Genomic DNA, 22314 nt, shown 5'->3' with positions numbered 1-22314 from the left:
TTTAACTCCTAATTACCAACAGCAGTAAATGCAGCCCAATAGAATGGTGATTGAAAAGGTTTACTGTTTGCTTCTATTTGCTTGAAGAATAGCATTAACTGTACTTGTCGCAAATTATTTAATTGTAAATTGCTCGTCCATTCCTGTAAATCTTCTTTTGTTGCTTCCCTTAACCAAGTTTGAGCTTGATTTAAAGCAACTGGTACCGAAATATTTTCTATATTCTTGAGATTTTGAATAAATTTTATCATTAAAAAAGACGTTGATAAATCATTTACCGTCCATAAACTACTAACTACGCTCGAACTCCCAGCATATAGGAAACCGCTGGGTAAACCGATGTATTCGTCGCTGGTATTCTGGAAATCAATTAAACCAGTTTCACAAGCTGAAAGAACGACAAGACGACATTGACTAAGATTAAAATCTCGTTCAAATAATTTACCTAAAGTTAAGCATTTCTTTAAATCTAATTTATCATTTTCATCTGCACCAGCTAAGAGTAAACAAGAATTTTGTGGTGTTTCTAGGTTAAACGTACCGTGACAGGAAAAGTGGAGATAATTCGCTTGTTGTATTTGTGATGAAGCTTGAGATAAAGCTGTTTGAGTAGCTTGTTTTTTCGATAGTATTTCTTTGTCAGTAAATAGCGATGAAATCGTTTCTACTTCTAAATCGGTGTAATCTAAATCTTCTGTAGGGTTTTGGATTGCGAATAGGGAATTAAAATCAACTCTTTGTCGTAAATTCAGTTGTTGTAGAAGTTGGCAACTGGGAGCATAACTTACACCATCGGCGAATTTATCGCATAAAAAGCTACTATCGGATAAAGGTAATGCGTGGAGTGGTAATAAATGTAGGTAGCGATGGGGAATTAGAGTTAGGTGAGAGCAATTGTTTGGAACTAGCTGGAGAATTTCTTCTATATTTAAAATTTGAGCAAGTTGATTGAGACGAGAAAAGAGATTGTCTTTCCATTCATCTTTATTACTGTAATATGCATCCAAATAATTGAAATTCCAATCGGTAAAAGCTTTTAAATTACCAGTGGATGTAGATGAGTTAAATCTTTGAAGATTATCGGAGGTAATAATAAAAGTCTCTAAGCCTGTATTGGTAATGTACCATTCAATAACTGCTTTATTTCGGTCTAATTTTTTTTGGAATTCTTTGAAACTGAAACCTGAGCCAACGGGTAAATATTTATCTTCTAAATTCTTCTTCTGTTGTCGTAATTCCTGAAGTTGTTGGGCTAAAGCTGTAGGATTTTCGGATGTGCTGTTTTGGATTTTGTATTGTCCTTTGGCTATTTCGTCTCGGAGTTGTTCTATTTGGGTAACTATATTTGGGGGGAAGATAGTTTTAGAATCGCGTTCAAGGATGAGGGTTACAGTACACCACCGCCACAATATTTCAGCAAATTTGTTATCAAGTTTATCTGTATTTGCTATCAACAAAGGGTAAAGGACATCTTTATTACCTTTACTTTCCTCCATTGCTTGCAGCACTTCAAGTAAAAATCCTAAATAGGTATCGATTACACTCTGTGTAATTTCATTTTTTTGTGTAGTATAAGGAAGATTATAACTAAGGTTGAATCCTTCCACCAACTTATTTCCTAAATTCCTTAAATAGTTGGCAGTATCTTCATTTCCTTCCTCCGACATCACCCTTGCAACAGCTTCCATGACCTGCAAAAACTTAGCATCAAGTAAATCTTGATTTTCCCGTAATATTTCTCCTTCTTTCCCATTTGTACAACTCAGCAATTGTTGAATCAAATTGAGGTAAGCATCCCAGCGCTGTTGGTTCATAGGTAGATACAAGTCAAAGGGCAAATAAAGTTACTATGACAAGTATTCAGTCGCATCGTTTAAACTTTCGGAAAATTACTCAGTTGCAAGTAATAATACTTTTAAAAAATGGTGCGTGACGGTAATTTCAAATTATTTCTTTACGGATGATAAATTATCGTAACCGTCACAGCACCCTACAAAACATGAAATATTAATAATTGTTCATTGATAATTGTTAATTGAACTTTGGCTTACGACAACACCTGCAAATACCTCGCGGAAACCTACCCCGAAGAGTTCGCTAAATGGCTGCTCTCTACCGATACCTCAAATATCCAAGTACTCAAAACCGAACTTAACCTCGAACCAATCCGCGCTGATTCGGTTACATTCCTGCAAACTTCCAACCAAATTTTACACATTGAATTTCAAACCCAACCACAATCAACACCTCCTCTCGATTTCCGAATGCTCAGCTACTACGTCATACTCAAAAAACAATATGGGTGTGACATCGAACAAGTAATTGTTTTCTTACAACCGAGCAATTCGGAAATGGTTTTCAAGACAGAATATGTAGACAAAAATACCCGTCACAAATATCGAGTAATTCGCTTATGGGAAGAAGATTCCGCACCTTTATTAAATAATCCCGCACTTCTACCGCTCGCAGCACTAGCAAAAAGCAATTCACCCGAAAGCTTATTACAGCAAGTTGCAAATGCGGTAGATATGATTGAGGAAAGCGAAGAACAAAAAAATATATCAGCCTGCACCCAAATCTTAGCCGGATTACGATTTGACAGAAGTTTAATCAATCAACTATTTAGAGAGGAAATTATGCAAGAATCAGTGATTTATCAGGATATTATTCAAAGAGGAGAGCAACGGGGGAAGAAACAAGAAGCGCTGCAACTAATTACACGCCTACTTACCCGTCGTATTAGTAACTTGAATTCAGAAATTCAACAGCGAATAAATGCTTTATCTACAACTCAATTAGAAGACTTAGGAGAAGCACTGTTAGATTTTACCAGCCAAAACGATTTAACCAGCTGGTTGGATAACAATTCCTAACAAATAACTAATGTAATGTTGGGTTTTGCTATCGCTCCACCCAACCTACTAACTTAGATAGAATTATATTTTCAATAAAATGGTGCGTGACGACAAATTCAAATTAATTCGTATATTTGATATCGTCTAATGTCGTCACACACCCTACATAACTCCCCTCTCCTTAACAAGGAGAGGGGCTGGGGGTGAGGTTTACTCAGCTTCCAAGTAAGCCTTTATCGCTTCATTCACCATCTCAGTCATGGGTTTACCCTGACTCTCAGATGCTTGTTTGAGTTTGTCGTAAACGTCGTCTCTTACGGTGACTCTATGTCTCAATTTCTTGCCAATAGTGCTACTTTTCGGTTTATAGCTCCCGGCATATTCGCGAATTGCATCAAATCCAACTCGATTGCAAAAGTCTCCAAAACTCTCTTCTGTCTCTTTACTTTCTTTAAAGTAAGCAAACATAGGCTCTAGCTGCTTTTCTAATTCTTCAGCTTTCAATTTCTGCATATATGGCTGTGCTAACCGAGTTTGATTTGGACAACCTCCCAACCACAACTGATATGTATCCGGTGCGCTACCAACGAAGCCTAATTCTGCCATGTAAGGGCGAGCGCAACCGTTGGGACAGCCGGTCATCCTCACCACAAAACTCTCTTTTTGTAAACCTAAACTATTTAAAAGTTTACGAATTCTATCCAGAATGCCGGGAATTGCTCTCTCAGATTCAGCGATCGCTAATCCACAGGTGGGAAGTGCGGGACAAGCCATTGCATAGCGTACCAGTGGTTCAATTTTTTCGGGGTCGCTATTAATACCGTGATTTTGCAGTATTTCTTCGATAGCTGATTTTTTATCTGGTTCAATATCGAGGAATATCAGATTATGATTGGCTGTCAATCGAATATCTAAATTGAATTGCTCAACTATTTTTCGCAGTGCAGTTTTGAGTTGGAAGGAGCCTTCATCTTTAACTCTACCGTTTTCGATGGAAATTCCTAAAAACAGTTTTCCATCGCCTTGTTCGTTCCAACCGAGATAGTCGTAATATTTAAAATCAGGTAATTGTCTAAAAGGTTCAACAGACTTACCAAAATATTCCTCAACCTTGGAACGGAATTTGTCTACACCCCAATCATTAATTAAATACTTCAGACGAGCGTGTCTTCTTTGAACTCTGTCACCATAATCTCTTTGAGTAGCAACAATAGCTTTAACTAAATCGTAAACGTCTTCTTTAGAGACATAACCAATCTCATCAGCTTTTCTAGCAAAAGTTTCTTCCTTGTTGTGAGTTCTTCCCAAACCACCACCACAAAAAACATTGAAACCCTGCAACTGTGAATTATCATCGGTAATTACCACCAACGATAAATCTTGAGTATAAAGGTCAATGCTATTATCACCAGGTACCGTAACGCTAATTTTAAACTTGCGCGGCATGTAATGGGTACCGTAAATCGGTTCGGGAGAATCGTGAAAAATCGTTCCCGTACCGTTGCGATCGCGTGCGGCTTTTACCTCCGGACTTTCTTCAGCGCTGATAGCCTTTTCACCATCGAGCCAAATTTCGTAATAAGCGCCAGTTTGCGGTGTAAGTAAATCGGCTATTTTATCCGCGTACTCGATAGCGTATTGATATTCTGGTTTATTTTTAAAAGGAGCCGCAGGTGCCATCACGTTACGATTCAAGTCTCCACAAGCACCTAAAGTGGAACCCATGTTTTTGACAATCGCGGCAATAGTTGCTTTGAGATTCTTCTTTAAAATTCCGTGCAGTTGGAAACCTTGACGAGTCGTTATCCGCATCGTGTGGTTTCCGTAATCATCCGAAAGCTTATCTAAAGTTAAATACAACTGCGGTGGAATAAACCCCCCCGGATTCCGGGTTCGCAGCATCATTTGATAATCTTTTTCTTGTCCAGGAGCGCGATTATCGCGATTATCTTGCTGATAAGAACCGTGAAACTTGAGAATCTGTATCGCTTCTTCACTAAAGCGATTAGTATCTTCCTGAATCTCAGTAGCAACAGGTTCGCGCAGAAAATTGCTGCGTTCCTTGATTCCTTCAAGCTTAGAAGATTTACGGTTTGTGTTTTCGGGAGGAGCGGACTTAACCATTACAGTGGTATTGTGTTCTCGTAGTGACTACCTACATCGCCGAAGCAGCCAATAAACAGTATTTCAATTACCAGTCATCGTTTTAATAACACCGATTAAAATAACACCTTCATCTCTAATACCAATTTGACCTTGGAAAAAGTTGAAGATGTTGATAACAAACAGATTAAACGATATTACTAATTACTACTCACTGATAAATGACAACTGCTCACTGATAAAGATGCATCCTTTCGGCTAAGTATATTCCCACTATTCCGATCGGAATTAAGGGGAATAACCTGATTTTATCACGCAAAAAGGAAGCCCCATTCTTGATTGAAGCAAGACTTAACAGTGAGCAGTGAGCAGTGAGCAGTGAGCAGTGAACAGTGAGCAGTGAACAGTGAGCAGTTAGCAGTGAGCCTGTTAACTGATAAAAACTCAGCTTCTCAACAAATATGCCGAGAAACTGAGTTTTTTTTGAGTTCTATAGGTACATTCAAGCAAATAAACTGTGGGTTCAAAGAATATGCTTGAGTACGATAAGACTACGAGTCATTTGCTTTTTTATTTCAGTAATATCGCCAGTTTAGATCGGCGAAAATTACTGACTCAAATTGTTGGGAAAATTTTAGCTACAAAATAACTAGTACTATTACCAATTGAAGCCAACACCACCACCAACGTTAACAGGTATAGCACTGGTATTCTCGTAACCATCAAGCGCTACAGTTGCATTACTGTAAACAACAATTCCTTTTTTAACTTGAGATTCAACACCAACACTTGCGGTGACAGAATCTTTGTTGCCTAAAGGAGTTGATTTACCATCTTGCTCTACGAAAGAATAACCAACAGCACCATATACTTTTGTACGGGAACCTAAACATGTACCGGCTGCAACTTCAGGGTTGATAGCGGTTGCATCGTTGTTCCATAGAACCTTTGTCTTAACGTCGATTGGTGTACCGCCAACTGGTAAACTACCTTGGATATTACCGCCAACATTAGCAGCATCGTTATCCTGTCCACCGTTAGTTACTTGAGCGCCAATACCACCACCAACATAGGTGTAATCGCAACTTCTTCTAGGCTGTGCAGAAGCCTCACCAGCGGATAAAACAATAGGAGCTATTAATAAAGAAGAGAATGCTGAAATTGTAAGACAAGACTTAATAAAGCGTTTCATAATTGTCACCAAATATAGTGCAGGTTGCTTTTACATTCATAGTCGAAAAACGAGTTAAAAGGTTCCAAAATTTATCGCTGCAATTGTTAATTTGTTACTTACAACTCTGGAAATCCTCGTATATAAATATTTTACGATTTTACGATTCCAATCTTGCTTAAAAAACAATCTTTACATGACTAATAAGCGAAAAAAATGTTTCCACAAATTAGCCTGAAAAATATTTAGGTAGACTCTTTTTAATCTGTCACAAACACTATGAATGAATCTATTCTTTTGAATAGTTAGATTTAAATAATTTCTAATTTTCCGGATGATTTTTATTAAGTTTTTTAGTAGTTTGAGGCGGTAGAGAGGAAGAAAATAAAAAATCATCATCACATTATCCTATGCCCTATGCCCCATGCCCTATGCCCTATGCCCAATGCTAACTCCATAAATCGCACCCAAGATTAACCAGGAAACAGTATTTAAGCGAAAATCAAACAGCGTTACATCAACGGTATTGAAAAGTATCCAGCCGATAAATACTAGTAAATAACTAAAAAAGATTAATTTGTCTTGCTCGGGAATCACTCGGAGCAAATAAATACCTTTAATAAATATCCAGCCCAGTAAACTGCAAAATAACAGCGTTGCAATCAATCCAGTTTCGGCAGACAGCATTAAAAATAAGTTGTGGGGATGACCAAGCCAAAGATTCATTTTAGTCTCATATATCTGGGAGAAACTACGTAACCCCCAACCGGTGAAAGGACGCTGTAAGGTTAAATCCCAGGCAAAATTCCATTGAGTGGTACGCATTAAAGCTACAGGTCGATCTGGGTGTAATTGGTCGTTGAAACGCGCCCAGAAGAAAGCCGGAACAATCTTACGAAATAACTCTGCAATTGGTGAAGGAGCAAAAGCAGCCAAAATCACGCTACCAGCAATCCCCATTACAAAAGCTACAATTAACCGCCAACCTTGGTACAAAGCATAAGCCAAACAAGCAACCAAAGCTATTACCCATGCATTACGAGAATTAGTTAGGATTAATCCTGCGAAGTTGGTTATTACCGCGAAGGTGAGGAAGAGGAGAGTGGGGGGAGAAAATTCTTCTTTGTCTCCTTGTTTTCTTCTAAATCTTCGCCATTCTTGCAGCCATAAACCCAAACTTAATATAAAAACTATGGCTAAATAACCGGCTAAAATATTGGCGTACATAAAAACAGAAGCCATGCGGTTAGGTGGGTTTCCTCCAGCTAGGAGGTTCCAACCGAAGATACTATTCCATAATTCTGAACTACTCCATCCTAAAAATAATTGTCCGATACCGATAAATACGATAGGTAGAGAATTTATACTTAAAATCCAGGAAATGCGTTGTAATTGCCAAGTTGTTTGAATTAAGTTACTCAAACCAGCGAATAAGAAAAAGAAGGGTAGTAAATTAAATAAACCAAAAAAAGCCGTGATTTTATCCGCAGCGAAAACAACGGTTATTAGCAAAAATATACTTAAAAAAATAAATCCTCGATACAAAGGATATTTAATAATTTTACGAAAATTTTGCCCAAAAGGAATTAAAGCACTTAGTAATAAACCTATAGCAGCCAAAGCTGGAAACAAAGGAAAGATAAATATCCCTAATTGCAAGCAATACCACGAAAATCTTAACTTAGGATCTGGATGTCGTAAATACGACCATATTTTTTTCATAGATTATTAGCTATAAATGGGCATGGGGCATACGGCATGGAGAATAGTTCAGACTCAGAAGTTAGTAGCGACTAATGAGAGTAAATTAATCATCTCTTCCCAATGCCCAATCCCCAATGCCCAATCCCCAATGCCCAAAACTATGCCATTTCCCAACATTCATCGCGAGTCAGACGAATTTGCGCCAACGCGAAAATAGTCGGAATAATTCGTCCGTAATTTGTAGCGATCGCTCTCCATCCTAAGTCGGCGAAAAACCAAGCCCACATCATCGGACCGACAAATGCAAATAAGCTTCTGACAGCACCATAACGGGCTGCACTTACCGCCATACCTCGACGGGCAATTTGTGAGGTTGCATAACCCCCAAACTGTTTTGCCGCAGCATTACTACCTGTAATTGCTGCTTGTTTTGCAACTTGATAAGTAGCGAAATGAGTTGCAAATTGACGGGTAATTTGTTTGAGCAACATTGGCTGAATAACCGAAGTTACGGCTATTGCACTGCCGCCTTTAAAAATTAAACCTAAAGGGTCTTTTTGTAAAGCTAAAGGTAAGGGTTCGTTAAGTTCGGATTTTATTAAATGCTGTCGTACTTTATTAGTTAACTTTCTTTTCTCACCGGCTGGTAATTTTTTCCAAACTTTTCCTAAAAGATGCAAAAATACTTCAGCTTCTAAATCAACGGTTGTCAAGTCATCAGCATAAGAAATTTTTAAATATTTACATACCCCAATCAAAGCCTCGCGGTAAGTAATCTGCTGGCTGCGCCCCCGCAATACTGTCATTCCATCGGCTGCCAAAAAGCAAAAACGTTCTTCAATCGCATCCAGCCAAGCCTGACGATTTTGGCTTTGTACTTCTATAGGTTCTGGTGTTTGCAGGTAATCCAAAGGATTAAACTTACGACTAAATAAAATTGCAGTCAAATCCTGTAATTCTTCTTCGGTAGCTAATTCTAGCGCTGCCCTTAATTCATCCAATTTCCCTTTCTCCCAAACGTACATTTTTTCCCGTACCTTATTCTACTATTAGCTTTCGGCACTCATGAGTAATGCTTTGTACGATAGCTGAAAACTAACAACTCTATACTACGAACTATTGACTGATGACTGATATTACTGTAATTGGTGCCGGAATCGCGGGTTTAGTTTGCGCTCAACAATTAACCCAAGTCGGATATTCGGTAAAGATAATAGATAAATCCCGTGGAGTGGGTGGAAGAGTTGCCACAAGACGTTTATTTGAAACAAAAGCGGATCATGGTGCTTGTTATCTCAAACCAAAAGGTGAATTTTCACAACGTTTGGTAACTTTACTTTCTCAAAAGGGCGATTTAGAAGTTTGGACTGACACTCTTCACGTTCAAGAAAATTCTTCATCTCTTACGGCTAACTTGCAATCATCTCTTCCCTACACCGCACCAGAAGGAATGAATGTTATAGCTAAATTTCTGGCACAAGGATTACAAATAAATCGCGGAGAACGTGTTAAAAAAATTGACCTTAATTTTCAAAATCAATGGCATTTAACTAGCCAAACTAATCAAGAATTTACAGCTTCTTCTTTAGTTGTTGCTATTCCAGCACCTCAAGCTGTAATGATATTGGAATCATTTGCTCAAAATTTATTAGATAATAATTTCCTAGAGAAATTACGAGGTGTTGAATATTACCCAGCTATTACCGTAATGGCAGGATATACCGAATCATCAGCACAACCTGAATGGAAAGCAATTACATTTACGCAAAATTCTGTATTGGGATGGATTGGGTTAGATAGCAGTAAAAGAAAAAATCCCACTCAACCTCATTTTGTCATTCATAGCAGCGCCGACTTTGCCCATAAAAATTTTGAATCGGAAGATTTAGAGCAAGTTGGAAGAGAAATATTACACAATGCCGCTTCGGGGGTAAACTTACCTTGGTTAAATAATCCCCAATGGATGCAAGTACACCGTTGGAGATATGCATTTCCCAAAACACCATTGCAACAAACTTGTTTACCAGCAGAAACATCTTTACCTTTAGTATGTTGTGGAGATTGGTGTGGTGGAAATCTCATCGAAAGTGCAATACTTTCCGGAATTGCAGCAGCCGAACACATTAACTGTAAACTTCAGCAGCGAGAATTACCAGGAATTAATTTTTTTGATGCTTTGTAGTTATTAATCTGTAGGGTGTGTTACGGTAACAAAAATTTTGCGAGTTCATAAACATCTTTGTTAATACCGTAACGCACCATGTTAATTAGATAAATAACCCAAGATGATATTAAATCGTTAATCTCGGTTGGTGCATTAAACCTCTAAAAATTTTCGTTAAAATTAATAAATAATCCTAGGTTTAACAGATTCTAAAATTAATCATTAACTTTATCTAAAGACTCTGGTTTATGAGCCGCTTCTTTACCACTTTTCTCACTTACAACTAAATATTCTGGATTATCTTTAGAAGCTGCAACATGATGTCCTTTAATCTCTGTTTCAGAAGTCAACTTCTTTTTGACTTCACCAGTTGTCTTACCACCAGCAGTATTCCACTGTACTTTATCGCCTTCTTTAAATTCGTTGCTCATGTTTTTTAATTCTTGATTTATTAGTTTTCTTACAGAACTATTTTAAGTAATGTAATAAAAAAGCATCATTCTACAGACATCATTCTTTAGGTAGATCGAAAGACGTAGCACTGCTACGTCTCTACACCAGCTATCGCTTATAAAATACTTGATAACTGTTAACTGTTCACTGCTAACTGGTAACTGTTCACTGTTCACTGTTCACTGCTAACTGTTAACTGTTCACTGATTAAAATACTTCTAAAGGTAAATGATGCAATCCTTTCATATTTGCCAAAAGACTAGCGGCTTTTTCAATCAAATCTACATTCCCATTTAAAACATCATTGCGAGTCATATTATGAATATAATCGGGAATAACTCCAGAATCTTCTAAAGGAAAACCGTTTTTATCTCCTACACGCATAGCACGTTTAACAGCCATTCTCATCTGTGCATTTCTTGGTAAAGGAGAATAACCCAAAGGATGGAATAAATCGTAATATTCCCAAATATTTGCACCACCAGCACCGGTGCTTTCATTAGTTCCAAGAATAACCCCTATATTATTATCTTGGAATCCCGCCGCAAAAATCTCTGTACTGCTATAGCATAAAGCATCGGTAATCAAAATTGTGGGACCAAAATATTTTCTTCCGTATTGATTAATCTCATCTAGATAATAGGAATGTCCGCCAATAGGGAATCCTAAAGAATAAACAGCGCCAGTATCTATCGAAGATTCAATCGAACTTTTCCAAGGCTCCGGAGCTACTTTGAAAGTTGTTGGTGTATTTAAAAATTGAAATAATTCTGGTTGAATTTTATTTGCGGTAAATAACTGAAGCATCATTTCAGCAGCTTCAATATATCCACCACTATTTCCGCGAATATCGATTATTAAACCGTCTTTGGGTAACTGTTCTAAAATACGAATCAAATCTTGAATAAATTTTTGTCTATCATAAATCATAAAGCTGTGGATTCGGATATATCCAAATTCACCATGAGTAGTACTGCAAATACTCCATTGAAAATCGGTTTCATAAAATATTTGATTTTCTTGGGTAGTTGAAGCAAACAAACTTTTTTTAATTTTCTGCAATTTAGAAGCTTCAAAATCAACTCCTAAAGAACCATAAGCTCTTGAGTTGGGAACAGCTTGACTATTTGATTGAGCTTGATTTTCCGGTAAATTCCAAGTTTGCCATTGAAAACGATGTTCGTAATGCTCTTGGTTTTTCGTAATATAAGAAATGTATAGCCATTCTTCATCTGGAACTAAATATTTACTCCCCGATCGCAAAGTTAAAGAATTTAAACCATGAATTCGACAAGCATGTTCGTTATTAGCATAAGTTTGCAAACCATTTAACTCAATAGCGCGCTCGATGGGCACACCATTCCAATGAGTTACTATCACCCCTTTTTCTAAACTTTCATGCTCAAAATCCTCGTTTACATGAGAAACAATGTAATACCTTTGATTGTTTTCATAAAATTCTTCAATCATAAAAGGTAAAACAAAATTAATAGACTGATAAGGCATCGGAGGGAGATAAACTGTATGCAAATCCCTAAGCTCTGTAAATATGCCAATCATTTCCTGCTGAAAATTAAGTTCGCTCATTTTCACCAACCGATACTTCAGCAGCTTCAAACGTTGTACTGGATCGATAGCATTTCTAGCGCGTTTCAAAGGTAAATGAACGTAGATATTTTCAATGAAATTTAAAGCTTGATTAACAATCTCTTCTCTTTCTTCTTTAATTGATTGCTCGATAATTTGCTTTTTCTGTTCTTCCGTCAATCCCATCGAAGCGACTACATTATCCAACTTATAGTCAGCCATAGTTCTTTTACTCCTTGAAGCCTGTGTTAGAAAGATATCGTTATTGTTACACAAACTATTTTTTTGAAGTAAAAAGTTTAACTTTTAATACAGCAGATACATCGCTCAAATTCCTCTGGTTGTAGAATTTAATCTAGACCGCTCAATTAATATTTAATTCGTTCGCTACCAGAAAGTCTGCGCTAATTTATAAGTATAACCGCTACCTAAGCAGCGGCTAATTGTAACGGTTCTATGATTTTTGAATTCTGTTATATTCTGTTACATAGGTGGATAGGTGCAAATAAATCGAACTATGTAAAGTAATGTAAAATCACTGGCAACGCAATTAACATTCTGTTACATGATTCGGTTCATTTATGCTGACTTACTTATATAGAGCAATCTTAAATTGGTAATGCTTTAAGAATGCGCTTGCAAACTATGACAATTATCAAATATAGTCTGAATCTGGCGATTTTTAGCTTCCAATAAAAGTTTGCAGCTTTCTAATTCGTTTTCTGCCTGCTGACGAATATAGACTTCAGTTTCTAAGCGATTGTTTTGCTGACTAAGTTCGTGATTTCTTTGCTGTAATTCAAGCTCCAATTTGCGAATAGTTAACTGATGTTTAACTCTAGCTAAAGTTTCTTGTAAGTGAAAGGGCTTAATAATAAAATCTACAGCACCAACTTCAAATCCTTTACATTTATCAATATCTCTCGCCAAACCGCTTAAAAATATAACTGGAATATCTTTAGTCTCCGAGTTTGATTTTAGTTTCTGACATAATTGATATCCATCAATTTCTGGCATTTTGATGTCTAGCAAAATCAATTCCGGTAATTTAAGCTTGATAGTTTTAAGGGCGATATTAGCATTTATCGCTTGTCTAACTTGATAACCTTCCGATTCAAGAATAATAGATAAAACTTCTAAATTATCTGGTTCGTCATCAACTACAAGAATATTGCCTTTGCAACCTAATGTTTGTAATATTGTCGTCATATTTATATTGTTGACATTAAACAAATTTGGTCTTTTATGTACGAACCTACTAGCTAAGTTAAGAAACAGGAAACATTAATTGAAACACAATTATTACACCGTAAAGCCTAAGCTTTCACTCGCTTGTTGATGTAAGTAGTATTTGTCGAACCAGAAAACTACATCAAAATATTTTCTAATTCCATCTGAAGATTCATTATAATTGCTACTGTTGGTAGATGTCTATATACTAAATCACCGCCAATTATTGATTTTACAAGAGAATATTTATGGAAATATTTAACGAAAAGGCAGGAAGAAATTAATATAAAGTTAAGGATTCGGGTAAAAGTGAGGTTGGTTTGTCCAGATTCTTCTTAGACTCAAGCAGCAAGAATAAGCGATAAGGTGTTGTGCGAAAGCAATAAGGGGCAGGGGCTGTAGACATTAAGCAATACCAAATTCAGATATAAGTTATATGCATAGCAGCTTAGCAAAAGCTTAAATTTTTGAGGCTGCAACATAAACAAACCCGATTTTGTTAAAAAACCGGGTTAATACCTTAACACATTGCGATGGCTTTGTTGGATACGAGAAACCCCATCCGATGCTTTGGGGAGAGGGGAAGGTTACTTCCATAATCATTTAATTTTGGCTGCTAAAATTTACGACTTCAGATAATTTGATTAAATCAATTCTTTTAGCAAAATCAAATTTCTCAGTTAAATTTATTAGATACTGTTTGATGAGGCTATTATTACCTTCAGGTATTTCCATAAGCAGTTATAGTACAAATTTTCTATTTCAAATACTAGCAGCTTGAAAAAGTTGCGATCGCCATTGGGCAGACATGATTTTTAACGATTCTGAAGTAAATCGATGATGACACTATTGTGATGCTAAATCCTGGTGTTCGTTGCTGTAAATATATTTAACCCCTAAATGATAAGCAATTTTTTCCAGCAAAATATTTTCCTGGAATAGCTTGCTAATAAAATCATCGCATCCTAGAGACATAATTAATTTTTTATCTGCATTAACCGAAGTTTTGGTTATAGAATTTGCATAAATAGGGAGCAGATTCAATTATTGTTTAACCTATCTAAGTACGTAAGTTTGAATAAACTTCCTATTTATAAAAGAGCTATATTTTATCAAAATTAAGTAGCTACAGGAAAGATTTGATGTTTTTGCTTCCATTCAATTTGCAATTGTTCGCTAACTTCAACTTTTTGAAAATATTTGGCAATATTGCGACGAGCAATTTTCATTGTCGAAGTCAAGAAACCATTATCCTGATTCCATTCAAAATCAGTAACAAAAAGTCTATCAATATGCTCGCGCTCCTGCAATTGTGAATTAACTTGTGCAACACAATCTTTCAATTCTTCAACTAATTCTAGATTACCAAACTTATCCTGCCAATTAGTTGCTAAAGTAGCGACTGCAAATGGTTGCATACGTCCCTCACCCAAAACACAAACATTTTCTAATAATCCATTGGCAGTTAGCATACACTCAATCCGGTTTGGGAAAACCATATTAGAACGTGCTGTTTTGAAGTTTTCCTGGATGCGACCTTTTATAAATAACTGACCATTTTTAATGTAGCCACTATCACCTGACTTAAAAAAACCATCGGCAGTAAATATTTCTGATGTTGCTTGAGGATTTTGGTAATAACCAATTGTTAGAGATGGACTTTTATAAAGTATTTCATCATTTTCACCAATACTAATATCTATCCCCGATAAAGGCTCGCCAACACAGCCGAAATCTGTAGAAGCTGCATAATTTATAGAGCAAATACCTAAGCCTTCTGTCGAACCATACACCTGTTTAATTGATAATCCTAAATAATCATGGAACCACTGCAAAATTTTTGGTTCAATAGCACTAGCACCGACATATACATGTCTAGCACAATCTAAGCCAAGTAATTGACGTAAGCTCTTCTGAAAAGATTCGCCTTCATTTTTGAGTTTTTCATTGATAATATTTTGGGGACATTTGCTTAAAATACCTGCTTTTAGCCTTTGCCAAAACATCGGATTACCAAAGAGAATTGTTGGTTTCGTCTGCACTAAATCAGCTAAGATTGTTTCTCGCGATTCAGCAAAATATACACTACAACCTGTATAAAAGCATGAAAGTTCGATACCAATTCTTTCAGAGATATGAGCAAAAGTTCCGTAAGCAAATAGTCTATCTTTTTTGGTTGGACTAACTGGTCCATTTAATAAATCTTTTCCTAAGCCTGACATACTTGCCAAACTATGCATTACGCCTTTTGATTTGTTCGTTGTTCCTGATGTGTAAATGATGGTTAAAAGGTCGTTTGGTTGTGGATGGTAAGAAGCACTAAAGCTTAAATCGGCTTTCAAAATGTCGTGAAAAGAAGTTCCTATTCCACCTTGATAATGACTAAAATGTACTACAGGTAAATTTTGAGCAAATTTATCGATGATATTTTCATGCAATGTTGTACCCAAAAATAATAGTTTTAGTTCTGCATCAGCTAATATATCTCGTAAAGCAGCTTTCCCTATTAATGGATATATTGGAACTGAAACATGTCCAGCTAACATAATCGCAAGGTCGGTTATAATCCATTCGGGATGGTTAGAAGAAAAAATCCCGATGTTCGATTTTTGAGGAAGTTTTAGGCTTTCGATATAAGCTGCTATTTTACAAACTTCTTCGTGAAGATGACCCCAAGTATATGTATTTATTTTCTTATTTTCAAAGCGATGAAAAATAATTTCTTCTGGAGTTTCATTAACAAAGTTGAGATATGCTTTCAGGAAATTAAAGTCAGTCATTATTCTTAAGAGTTTTTGAAATTTTCTAATGCTTTACCCCATCAATTATCAGGAGTTTATATATTGTTAAAACCCTTGATTTAAATAGCATACAGTTTAAATATAAACTAGTACAACTAATAGGACGAAGCGCTAGTACTCAAAAGCATTAAGTTTGACCGGTCATTATTTTTCTGACATATTCCTTCTCGATAAGCGGTACTAAGCATCTGTCTACATCAACTTCCTAATCCCCGCTTCCAACCCCCGACAAACCCCAGTCAAAAAATCCAAATCCAAAGTTTCAATTTTGTCACTAGGCTTGTGATAATGAGGATTCCGCATAAATGAAGTATCAGTTACCATCATTGCTCGATATCCAGCATCCCAAAACGGTGAATGGTCGCTTCTTCTAGTATCAGCCACCATCTTTCCATTATTGGGAACTGGTAAAAATTCACTTTTTGTCCCCGATTTCCGAAAACTATTGCGAAGCCGAAATAAATCCGGCAGCGTCTTCAAATTACCAATCAAAGCAATAAAATCCCCAGTATCGGGATAAAACGACTTCAACACCGGAGCCGGATATTCTTGCGTTCCCGGATTGCGATCGCAGTACCCTAACATTTCCAAAGACATCATCAACCGCAGCTTCTGCTTCTTCTTTACCAACTCATTTACATAATCCTTACTCCCCAATAAACCAGCCTCTTCCATATCAAAAGCCACTAGTCGTATAGGATACTTAGTTGGCTGCGTGGCAAAAATTCTGGCTAATTCTAATAAAACTGCCACACCACTAGCATTATCATCGGCTGCTGGAGTTCCCGGAACCCCATCATAATGAGCCGCAATTAAAATTGGTGATAAATTGTCCTTTCCAGTTTTAAAATCTGAAGGTAAATTCAAGATGAGATTTTCACAGACTTTACTACCAACTTCAAAGGTGTGGATTTCCACACTTCCCCATTGTGAAAAATCAGCACGAATGTATTCTTGAACAAAGAAATGTCCTGCTGTTGCTAAATAAGCATCGCGTTCTCGTGCTATCTGGATAAGATGGGTTTCGAGTTGTTTTTTTAAATCCACGGATTAACTAGGAACTATGAAGGATAAAGGATAAAACTCAGATAAGCAGTGAAAAACGATTTGTTTTTTCAAGTAAATTTATTACCCACCAAAGGCAAAAATGGATTTTAACTGTTAATGGCGACTTTGATGGATTAATTCAATTATTTCAAACTTGAGAGTTGATTATTGATAACTTAGTTGACAATGTATTTCTCAACTGCAAGATACAATAAATCAAGCATTACTTCTAAACATATATTTATAAGACATACTAGGAGAAGCGTAGGGCATGGGCAAGGTAGTAGGCATCGACTTGGGTACAACAAACTCTGTAGTCGCCGTTATGGAAGGTGGCAAGCCGGTGGTTATTGCCAATGCGGAAGGAATGCGAACCACTCCATCGGTTGTTGGCTTTAGTAAAGACGGCGAAAAGGTTGTTGGGCAGATGGCAAGAAGACAAACTGTCCTCAATCCTCAAAATACCTTTTTTGCTATCAAGCGGTTTATGGGGCGCAAATATTCGGAATTAACTCCGGAATCGAAGCGGGTTCCTTATACGGTGCGTAAAAGCGAACTTGGTGATATCAATATTGTATGTCCCCGTGTAAAGAAGAACTTTGCACCGGAAGAAGTTTCGGCGATGATTTTGAGAAAATTAGCCGATGATGCCAGTAAGTATTTAGGCGAACCTGTTACTGGGGCAGTAATTACCGTTCCCGCTTATTTTAATGATGCTCAGCGACAAGCTACCAGAGATGCGGGTAGAATCGCGGGTTTAGAAGTATTGAGAATTCTTAACGAACCAACTGCTGCTGCTTTAGCTTACGGCTTGGAGAAAGCCCAGAGCGAAGTTATTTTGGTATTTGACTTGGGTGGTGGAACTTTTGATGTATCTATATTGGAAGTTGGCGACAGTGTATTTGAAGTTAAAGCAACCAGTGGCGATACTCAATTAGGTGGAAACGATTTTGATAAAAGGATTGTTGATTGGTTAGCCGAAAAGTTTTTGGAAGATGAAGGTGTCGATTTAAGAAAGGATAGACAAGCTTTACAACGTTTAATGGAAGCTGCGGAAAAGGCAAAAATCGAACTTTCGGCGGTTAGCGTTACCGATATTAATTTACCTTTTATTACTGCCGACCAAGATGGACCAAAACATTTAGAAACTCGTTTGACTCGTTCGCAGTTTGAAGCGATGTGCGACGATTTGTTGGGTAGATTGCGAGTTCCCGTTAAAAGAGCGCTGCGTGATGCCGGGATGACTCCCCGAGATATTGAAGAAGTTGTACTCGTGGGTGGTTCAACCAGAATGCCAATTGTTGAAAAATTGGTAGAAGCAATGATTGGTTTGCAGCCCAACCAAAATGTGAACCCCGATGAAGTTGTAGCCGTTGGTGCTGCCGTACAAGCTGGTATTCTTGGTGGCGAATTAAAAGATGTATTGCTGCTTGACGTAACTCCTTTATCAATTGGTTTAGAAACTATTGGCGGAGTCATGAAAAAGTTGATTCCTCGCAACACTACAATCCCAGTTCGCCGTTCCGATATTTTCTCCACCTCCGAAAACAATCAAAACACTGTAGAAGTACACGTAGCCCAAGGCGAGCGGGAAATGGCTGCCGATAACAAATCTCTGGGAAGATTTAAACTATATGGAATACCTCCCGCACCTCGGGGAATTCCGCAAATACAAGTATCTTTTGATATTGATGCTAACGGCATATTACAGGTAACTGCTTTAGATAGAACCACCGGCAGAGAACAAAGTATTACAGTTCAAGGTGCTTCTAATTTAAGTGAAGCCGATATTCAGAAAGCAATTAAGGATGCAGAAAAATTTGCCGACGTTGACAGACAGCGCAAAGAAAAAGTCGAAAAACGCACCCGCTCCGAAGCATTAATTTTACAGGCAGAAAGACAACTTCGAGAAGTCGCCCTAGATTTCGGAATGCAGTTTGCTCGCAATCGTCGTCAGCGAATTGATAATATTTGCCGAGATTTACGCGATAGTTTGAAGCAAGATGACGATAGAGGTATTGACCAAGCTTACGCCGATTTGCAAGATGCCTTATCCGATTTAAATAAAGAAGTACGCCAGTACTATGCCGACGACGAAGAAGATGATTTATTCGGTACCATCCGCGACATCTTTATCGGCGATAAAGATGATGACGATTTCTACGATAGAGGTATTGGTAAAGGTTCCGATAAAGGCTACGGTAGAGACTACGACCGTGGTTACGGCGATAGAGATTATGACCGGGGCTACGGCAAAGACTATGACAGAGGAGCTTACGGTAGGGATGCCGATAGACGAGGTTACGGCAGAGAACCAGATCGGGGTTATGGAAGAGAACCAGATAGAGGTTACGGTGGCGAATCCGATCGAGGTTACGGTGGAGAATCCGATCGAGGTTACGGAAGAGATAACGACAGGAGCTACGGAAGAGACAACAGCTATCCTTCTTCCTACGATGCCAGAGACAAAGGTTATTCCTCCCGTAAACCATCTAAACCCAGCTACCAAGATAACTGGGATGACGAAGATGATGATTGGCTCTAAAGTCGCTTAAAGCAGCTTTTTGTGAGTCAAACTAAGTGAATATACGGGCGGTTAACCCCGCTCCTAGTTATTTAACAATATACTTATGAAATAATCCGGCTTTTAAGATAAGTAATAGTAAACACAAAGAGTAAAAACTAAGCATACAAACGCTTTCTTCTCAGCCTTTAAAAAGCACATTTCATCTTTTTGACTGAGTAAAATTATTAAGCAGAAAGCATCAACTACAAAGAAAATCTTATTCTTTCATCCCTTTGATGCAAAATATCCGAGTCGAACTCCTGCCCGAACAACTTACTATATATGAGGAAAACTAAAAATAAAATAAAATAAAAATCATTTATTGATATTACTAACTCCGAATTACCTATTATTCATTACCTACTCCTACTTACAAATCGAAAGTTAAACAACTCACTATGCAAAACTTGCAGAATTTTCGCGATTACTACGAGATTTTAGGAGTATCTAAAGATGCCCCAAACGATGAAATTAAAAAAAGTTATCGCCGATTAGCACGTCAATACCATCCAGATTTAAATCCCGGTAATAAAGCCGCAGAGGAAAAATTTAAAGATGTAAATGAAGCTTACGAAATTTTAAGCGACCCCGGAAAACGCGCTCAGTACGACCAATTTAGCGTTTTTTGGAAACAAAATGGCTTTGCTGGTTCTAAATCTTCCCCCCGTAAAGCCTGGAATCAAGGCAACGGTGGTCGTACTTCTAGTGATGTAAACCCCGGTAAATACGATAACTTTGATACCTTTATCGACCAAGTATTTGGTGTCAAAAATAAAGGCAATAAATCTTCTACTGCTTCTGCCAATACTCCAAACACCGACCCGTTTCGCACTCCCAGAACAAAAGTTTCCTATAGCCCAAATGCCCGCCAAACTCGTCGGGATATAGAAGCAAGATTAACTTTACCCTTAGAGAAAGCCTATCAAGGTGGCTTAGAAAGAATTCGTCTTGAAGATGGGCGCTCCTTAGAAGTTAATATGCCTCCAGGAATGGTAACGGGACAAACAATTCGCTTACGCAATCAAGGTATTGGTGGCGGCGATTTATACTTAAAAATTACCGTACAAACCCATCATATATTTAAACTTGACGGTAACGATATTTACTGCCAAGTACCGATTACTCCCTGCGAAGCAGTTTTAGGAGGGCAAGTAGAAGCACCAACCCTAGATGGATTAGTCAAAATGACAATTCCTCCAGGAGTTAGATCCGGTCAAAGATTGCGTTTAGAAGGTAAAGGGTATCCCAACGAAAAAGGAAAGCGGGGAAATCAACTCGTAGAAATTCAAATCATTACTCCCAGTCCAAAGAATATTAGTTCTGAAGAACGCCAACTTTACGAAAAATTGCGAGAGATTGAAACTTTTAAACCTCGTAAAGATTTGCTGAGATAATTAAATAAATTAAAAGCTAACCTTAATTAATCTTGAATTTTTGATTGATAAATCCCTCTATAGATTGATTTTATGCCAATAAAATAGCTCTGTAGCGTTATTTTAACCTTCGTAGAGTATCCAATTGAATTTACAAATATTTATGGATTTAAGATTTCCATACCTTGCGATAAAAAGATAGTTTTAAAATATTAGGAAAAACTGTTTGCAAGGTAACGAACACAGCCGTGAACCAAGATGGGACAAAACTAAGCCGCACTTCGACCTACTATTCCTTGTTAGGTCTGCATCCAGCAGCTTCAGCAATCGAAATCCGCCGTGCTTATCGAGAACTTAGCAAATGCTATCATCCCGATACTACAGATTTACCCACTGGACTTGCTACCGTGAAATTCCAAAAACTTAATGAAGCATATGCAACACTGAGCAATCCCCAAAAACGTTTAACTTACGACCTTAAAATCGGTTATTCTCGGTTTGGAGTTATTCAACCACCCTCCGACTTAAATCGTCCGGTAAATCGTAACCGTTATACATCTAGATCCGCTTACCTCGATCCTACCGATCGCCCCCTTTCAGCTGGTGAGATTTTCGCCTTGTTTATCCTGGGGTTAACTTTTTTAGGATGCTTATTGCTAGTAATAGCTGTAGGTTTAACTAGGGGTGAAGCTGCTTTTCAAACAAATATAGGACAGCCAGATATTATATTACAACGACAGGTAATGAATTCAAATCAATCAAATATTGTAAATAGATTTAATAATTAACTAGAGTCGGGCATGGGGGATGGGGCATTGGGCATGGGATAAGAAGATTAACAACTAACAACTAACAACTAACAACTAATAACTAACAACTAAACTTTATGTATCTTCTAAATTCAGAAACTCCGCTATACAATCATCCCCTTCCTCAAATTGAGCAATGGCTAGAAAATCTTGGCTGTCAGCAAGACCCAAAATGTTTGCATTTATGGCGAATACAGCGACCTGCTTGGGAAGCCGAAATCTGGCTTGATATTGAAGAAATCACCGTGAGATATCTAAATGCCGGAGAAAATGAAGAAGACATCCAGCGCTCATTTAAATATTCTTTAAGTCGTAAAGATGTAGAAGAAGCAGTTTTCTGCGGACCATAGGGAGTGAGGGAGTGAGGGAGTGAGAGAGTGAGGGAGTGAGGGAGAAGAAATGCAATTACCCTTCGGGTTCAACACTTGCTATAACGGAGGGAACCTCCGCA

Annotated in this window: 16 protein-coding genes; 6 read left to right on the top strand and 10 right to left on the bottom strand. The window is 37.6% G+C overall.

The window, feature by feature from the left end; genetic code table 11:
• Positions 1-8: 8 nt before the first annotated feature.
• Positions 9-1814, bottom strand: a complete 1806-nt coding sequence (locus RIV7116_RS33625) for a CHAT domain-containing protein (protein WP_015117024.1) — start codon at positions 1812-1814, stop codon at positions 9-11.
• 228 nt (positions 1815-2042) lie between these two features.
• Between RIV7116_RS33625 and RIV7116_RS04215 the strand changes: the two genes are divergently transcribed.
• Positions 2043-2873 (top strand): DUF4351 domain-containing protein, encoded by an 831-nt coding sequence (locus tag RIV7116_RS04215; protein WP_015117023.1) that lies wholly within the window; start codon positions 2043-2045, stop codon positions 2871-2873.
• Positions 2874-3065: 192 nt separating this feature from the next.
• On the opposite strand, the gene sir is transcribed toward RIV7116_RS04215, so the two are convergent.
• From sir to RIV7116_RS04195, 4 genes are all read right to left on the bottom strand, one after another.
• Positions 3066-4979, bottom strand: coding sequence for a sulfite reductase, ferredoxin dependent (gene sir, locus RIV7116_RS04210; protein WP_015117022.1), 1914 nt, complete (start codon positions 4977-4979; stop codon positions 3066-3068).
• Positions 4980-5616: 637 nt separating this feature from the next.
• Positions 5617-6150 carry a hypothetical protein gene (locus RIV7116_RS04205; RefSeq protein WP_015117021.1) on the bottom strand — a complete coding sequence of 178 codons (534 nt, stop codon included), beginning with the start codon at positions 6148-6150 and terminating at the stop codon, positions 5617-5619.
• A 408-nt stretch (positions 6151-6558) separates the two neighbouring features.
• Entirely contained in the window at positions 6559-7851 is a 1293-nt protein-coding gene (locus RIV7116_RS04200) for an O-antigen ligase (RefSeq protein ID WP_015117020.1), read from the bottom strand.
• A gap of 140 nt (positions 7852-7991) precedes the next feature.
• A complete protein-coding gene (locus RIV7116_RS04195) occupies positions 7992-8834 on the bottom strand; it encodes a YaaW family protein (protein ID WP_044291482.1) in 843 nt (280 codons plus the stop codon).
• Positions 8835-8959: 125 nt separating this feature from the next.
• On the opposite strand from RIV7116_RS04195, the gene RIV7116_RS04190 reads away from it, so the two are divergent.
• Complete coding sequence (locus RIV7116_RS04190; RefSeq protein ID WP_015117018.1) at positions 8960-10015, top strand: NAD(P)/FAD-dependent oxidoreductase; 1056 nt, start codon at positions 8960-8962, stop codon at positions 10013-10015.
• A 197-nt stretch (positions 10016-10212) separates the two neighbouring features.
• On the opposite strand, the gene RIV7116_RS04185 is transcribed toward RIV7116_RS04190, so the two are convergent.
• From RIV7116_RS04185 to RIV7116_RS04160, 5 genes are all read right to left on the bottom strand, one after another.
• Positions 10213-10428, bottom strand: coding sequence for a DUF2945 domain-containing protein (locus tag RIV7116_RS04185; protein ID WP_015117017.1), 216 nt, complete (start codon positions 10426-10428; stop codon positions 10213-10215).
• A 229-nt stretch (positions 10429-10657) separates the two neighbouring features.
• A complete protein-coding gene (locus tag RIV7116_RS04180; RefSeq protein ID WP_015117016.1) occupies positions 10658-12259 on the bottom strand; it encodes a S41 family peptidase in 1602 nt (533 codons plus the stop codon).
• A 402-nt stretch (positions 12260-12661) separates the two neighbouring features.
• Entirely contained in the window at positions 12662-13246 is a 585-nt protein-coding gene (locus tag RIV7116_RS04175) for a response regulator (protein ID WP_015117015.1), read from the bottom strand.
• 1139 nt (positions 13247-14385) lie between these two features.
• Positions 14386-16047, bottom strand: a complete 1662-nt coding sequence (locus RIV7116_RS04165; RefSeq protein ID WP_015117014.1) for an AMP-binding protein — start codon at positions 16045-16047, stop codon at positions 14386-14388.
• 213 nt (positions 16048-16260) lie between these two features.
• Positions 16261-17115, bottom strand: coding sequence for a M28 family peptidase (locus RIV7116_RS04160; protein WP_015117013.1), 855 nt, complete (start codon positions 17113-17115; stop codon positions 16261-16263).
• Between the two features lie 271 nt (positions 17116-17386).
• Here RIV7116_RS04160 and dnaK point away from each other — a divergent pair, with 271 nt between their 5' ends.
• The 4 genes from dnaK (at position 17387) to RIV7116_RS04140 (ending at position 22213) form a co-directional block, all read left to right on the top strand.
• Positions 17387-19660, top strand: a complete 2274-nt coding sequence (gene dnaK / locus RIV7116_RS04155) for a molecular chaperone DnaK (protein WP_015117012.1) — start codon at positions 17387-17389, stop codon at positions 19658-19660.
• A 419-nt stretch (positions 19661-20079) separates the two neighbouring features.
• Positions 20080-21075, top strand: a complete 996-nt coding sequence (locus tag RIV7116_RS04150; RefSeq protein ID WP_015117011.1) for a DnaJ C-terminal domain-containing protein — start codon at positions 20080-20082, stop codon at positions 21073-21075.
• A 227-nt stretch (positions 21076-21302) separates the two neighbouring features.
• A complete protein-coding gene (locus RIV7116_RS04145; protein WP_015117010.1) occupies positions 21303-21842 on the top strand; it encodes a J domain-containing protein in 540 nt (179 codons plus the stop codon).
• A 98-nt stretch (positions 21843-21940) separates the two neighbouring features.
• Positions 21941-22213, top strand: a complete 273-nt coding sequence (locus RIV7116_RS04140; RefSeq protein ID WP_015117009.1) for a DUF3143 domain-containing protein — start codon at positions 21941-21943, stop codon at positions 22211-22213.
• The last annotated feature ends 101 nt before the right edge of the window (positions 22214-22314 follow it).

The organism is Rivularia sp. PCC 7116 (genome assembly GCF_000316665.1).
GTDB lineage: Bacteria > Cyanobacteriota > Cyanobacteriia > Cyanobacteriales > Nostocaceae > Rivularia.
Note: the sequence above shows the minus strand (reverse complement) of the source record. Positions and strands in the feature narration are given on the sequence as shown.

Coding starts and splice junctions, on each gene's coding strand:
- RIV7116_RS04205 (WP_015117021.1), bottom strand. CDS start 6,150: ATGAAACGCTTTATTAAGTCTTGTCTTACAATTTCAGCATTCTCTTCT.
- dnaK (WP_015117012.1), top strand. CDS start 17,387: ATGGGCAAGGTAGTAGGCATCGACTTGGGTACAACAAACTCTGTAGTC.
- RIV7116_RS04165 (WP_015117014.1), bottom strand. CDS start 16,047: ATGACTGACTTTAATTTCCTGAAAGCATATCTCAACTTTGTTAATGAA.
- RIV7116_RS04185 (WP_015117017.1), bottom strand. CDS start 10,428: ATGAGCAACGAATTTAAAGAAGGCGATAAAGTACAGTGGAATACTGCT.
- RIV7116_RS04180 (WP_015117016.1), bottom strand. CDS start 12,259: ATGGCTGACTATAAGTTGGATAATGTAGTCGCTTCGATGGGATTGACG.
- RIV7116_RS33625 (WP_015117024.1), bottom strand. CDS start 1,814: ATGAACCAACAGCGCTGGGATGCTTACCTCAATTTGATTCAACAATTG.
- RIV7116_RS04140 (WP_015117009.1), top strand. CDS start 21,941: ATGTATCTTCTAAATTCAGAAACTCCGCTATACAATCATCCCCTTCCT.
- RIV7116_RS04150 (WP_015117011.1), top strand. CDS start 20,080: ATGCAAAACTTGCAGAATTTTCGCGATTACTACGAGATTTTAGGAGTA.
- sir (WP_015117022.1), bottom strand. CDS start 4,979: ATGGTTAAGTCCGCTCCTCCCGAAAACACAAACCGTAAATCTTCTAAG.
- RIV7116_RS04190 (WP_015117018.1), top strand. CDS start 8,960: ATGACTGATATTACTGTAATTGGTGCCGGAATCGCGGGTTTAGTTTGC.
- RIV7116_RS04175 (WP_015117015.1), bottom strand. CDS start 13,246: ATGACGACAATATTACAAACATTAGGTTGCAAAGGCAATATTCTTGTA.
- RIV7116_RS04200 (WP_015117020.1), bottom strand. CDS start 7,851: ATGAAAAAAATATGGTCGTATTTACGACATCCAGATCCTAAGTTAAGA.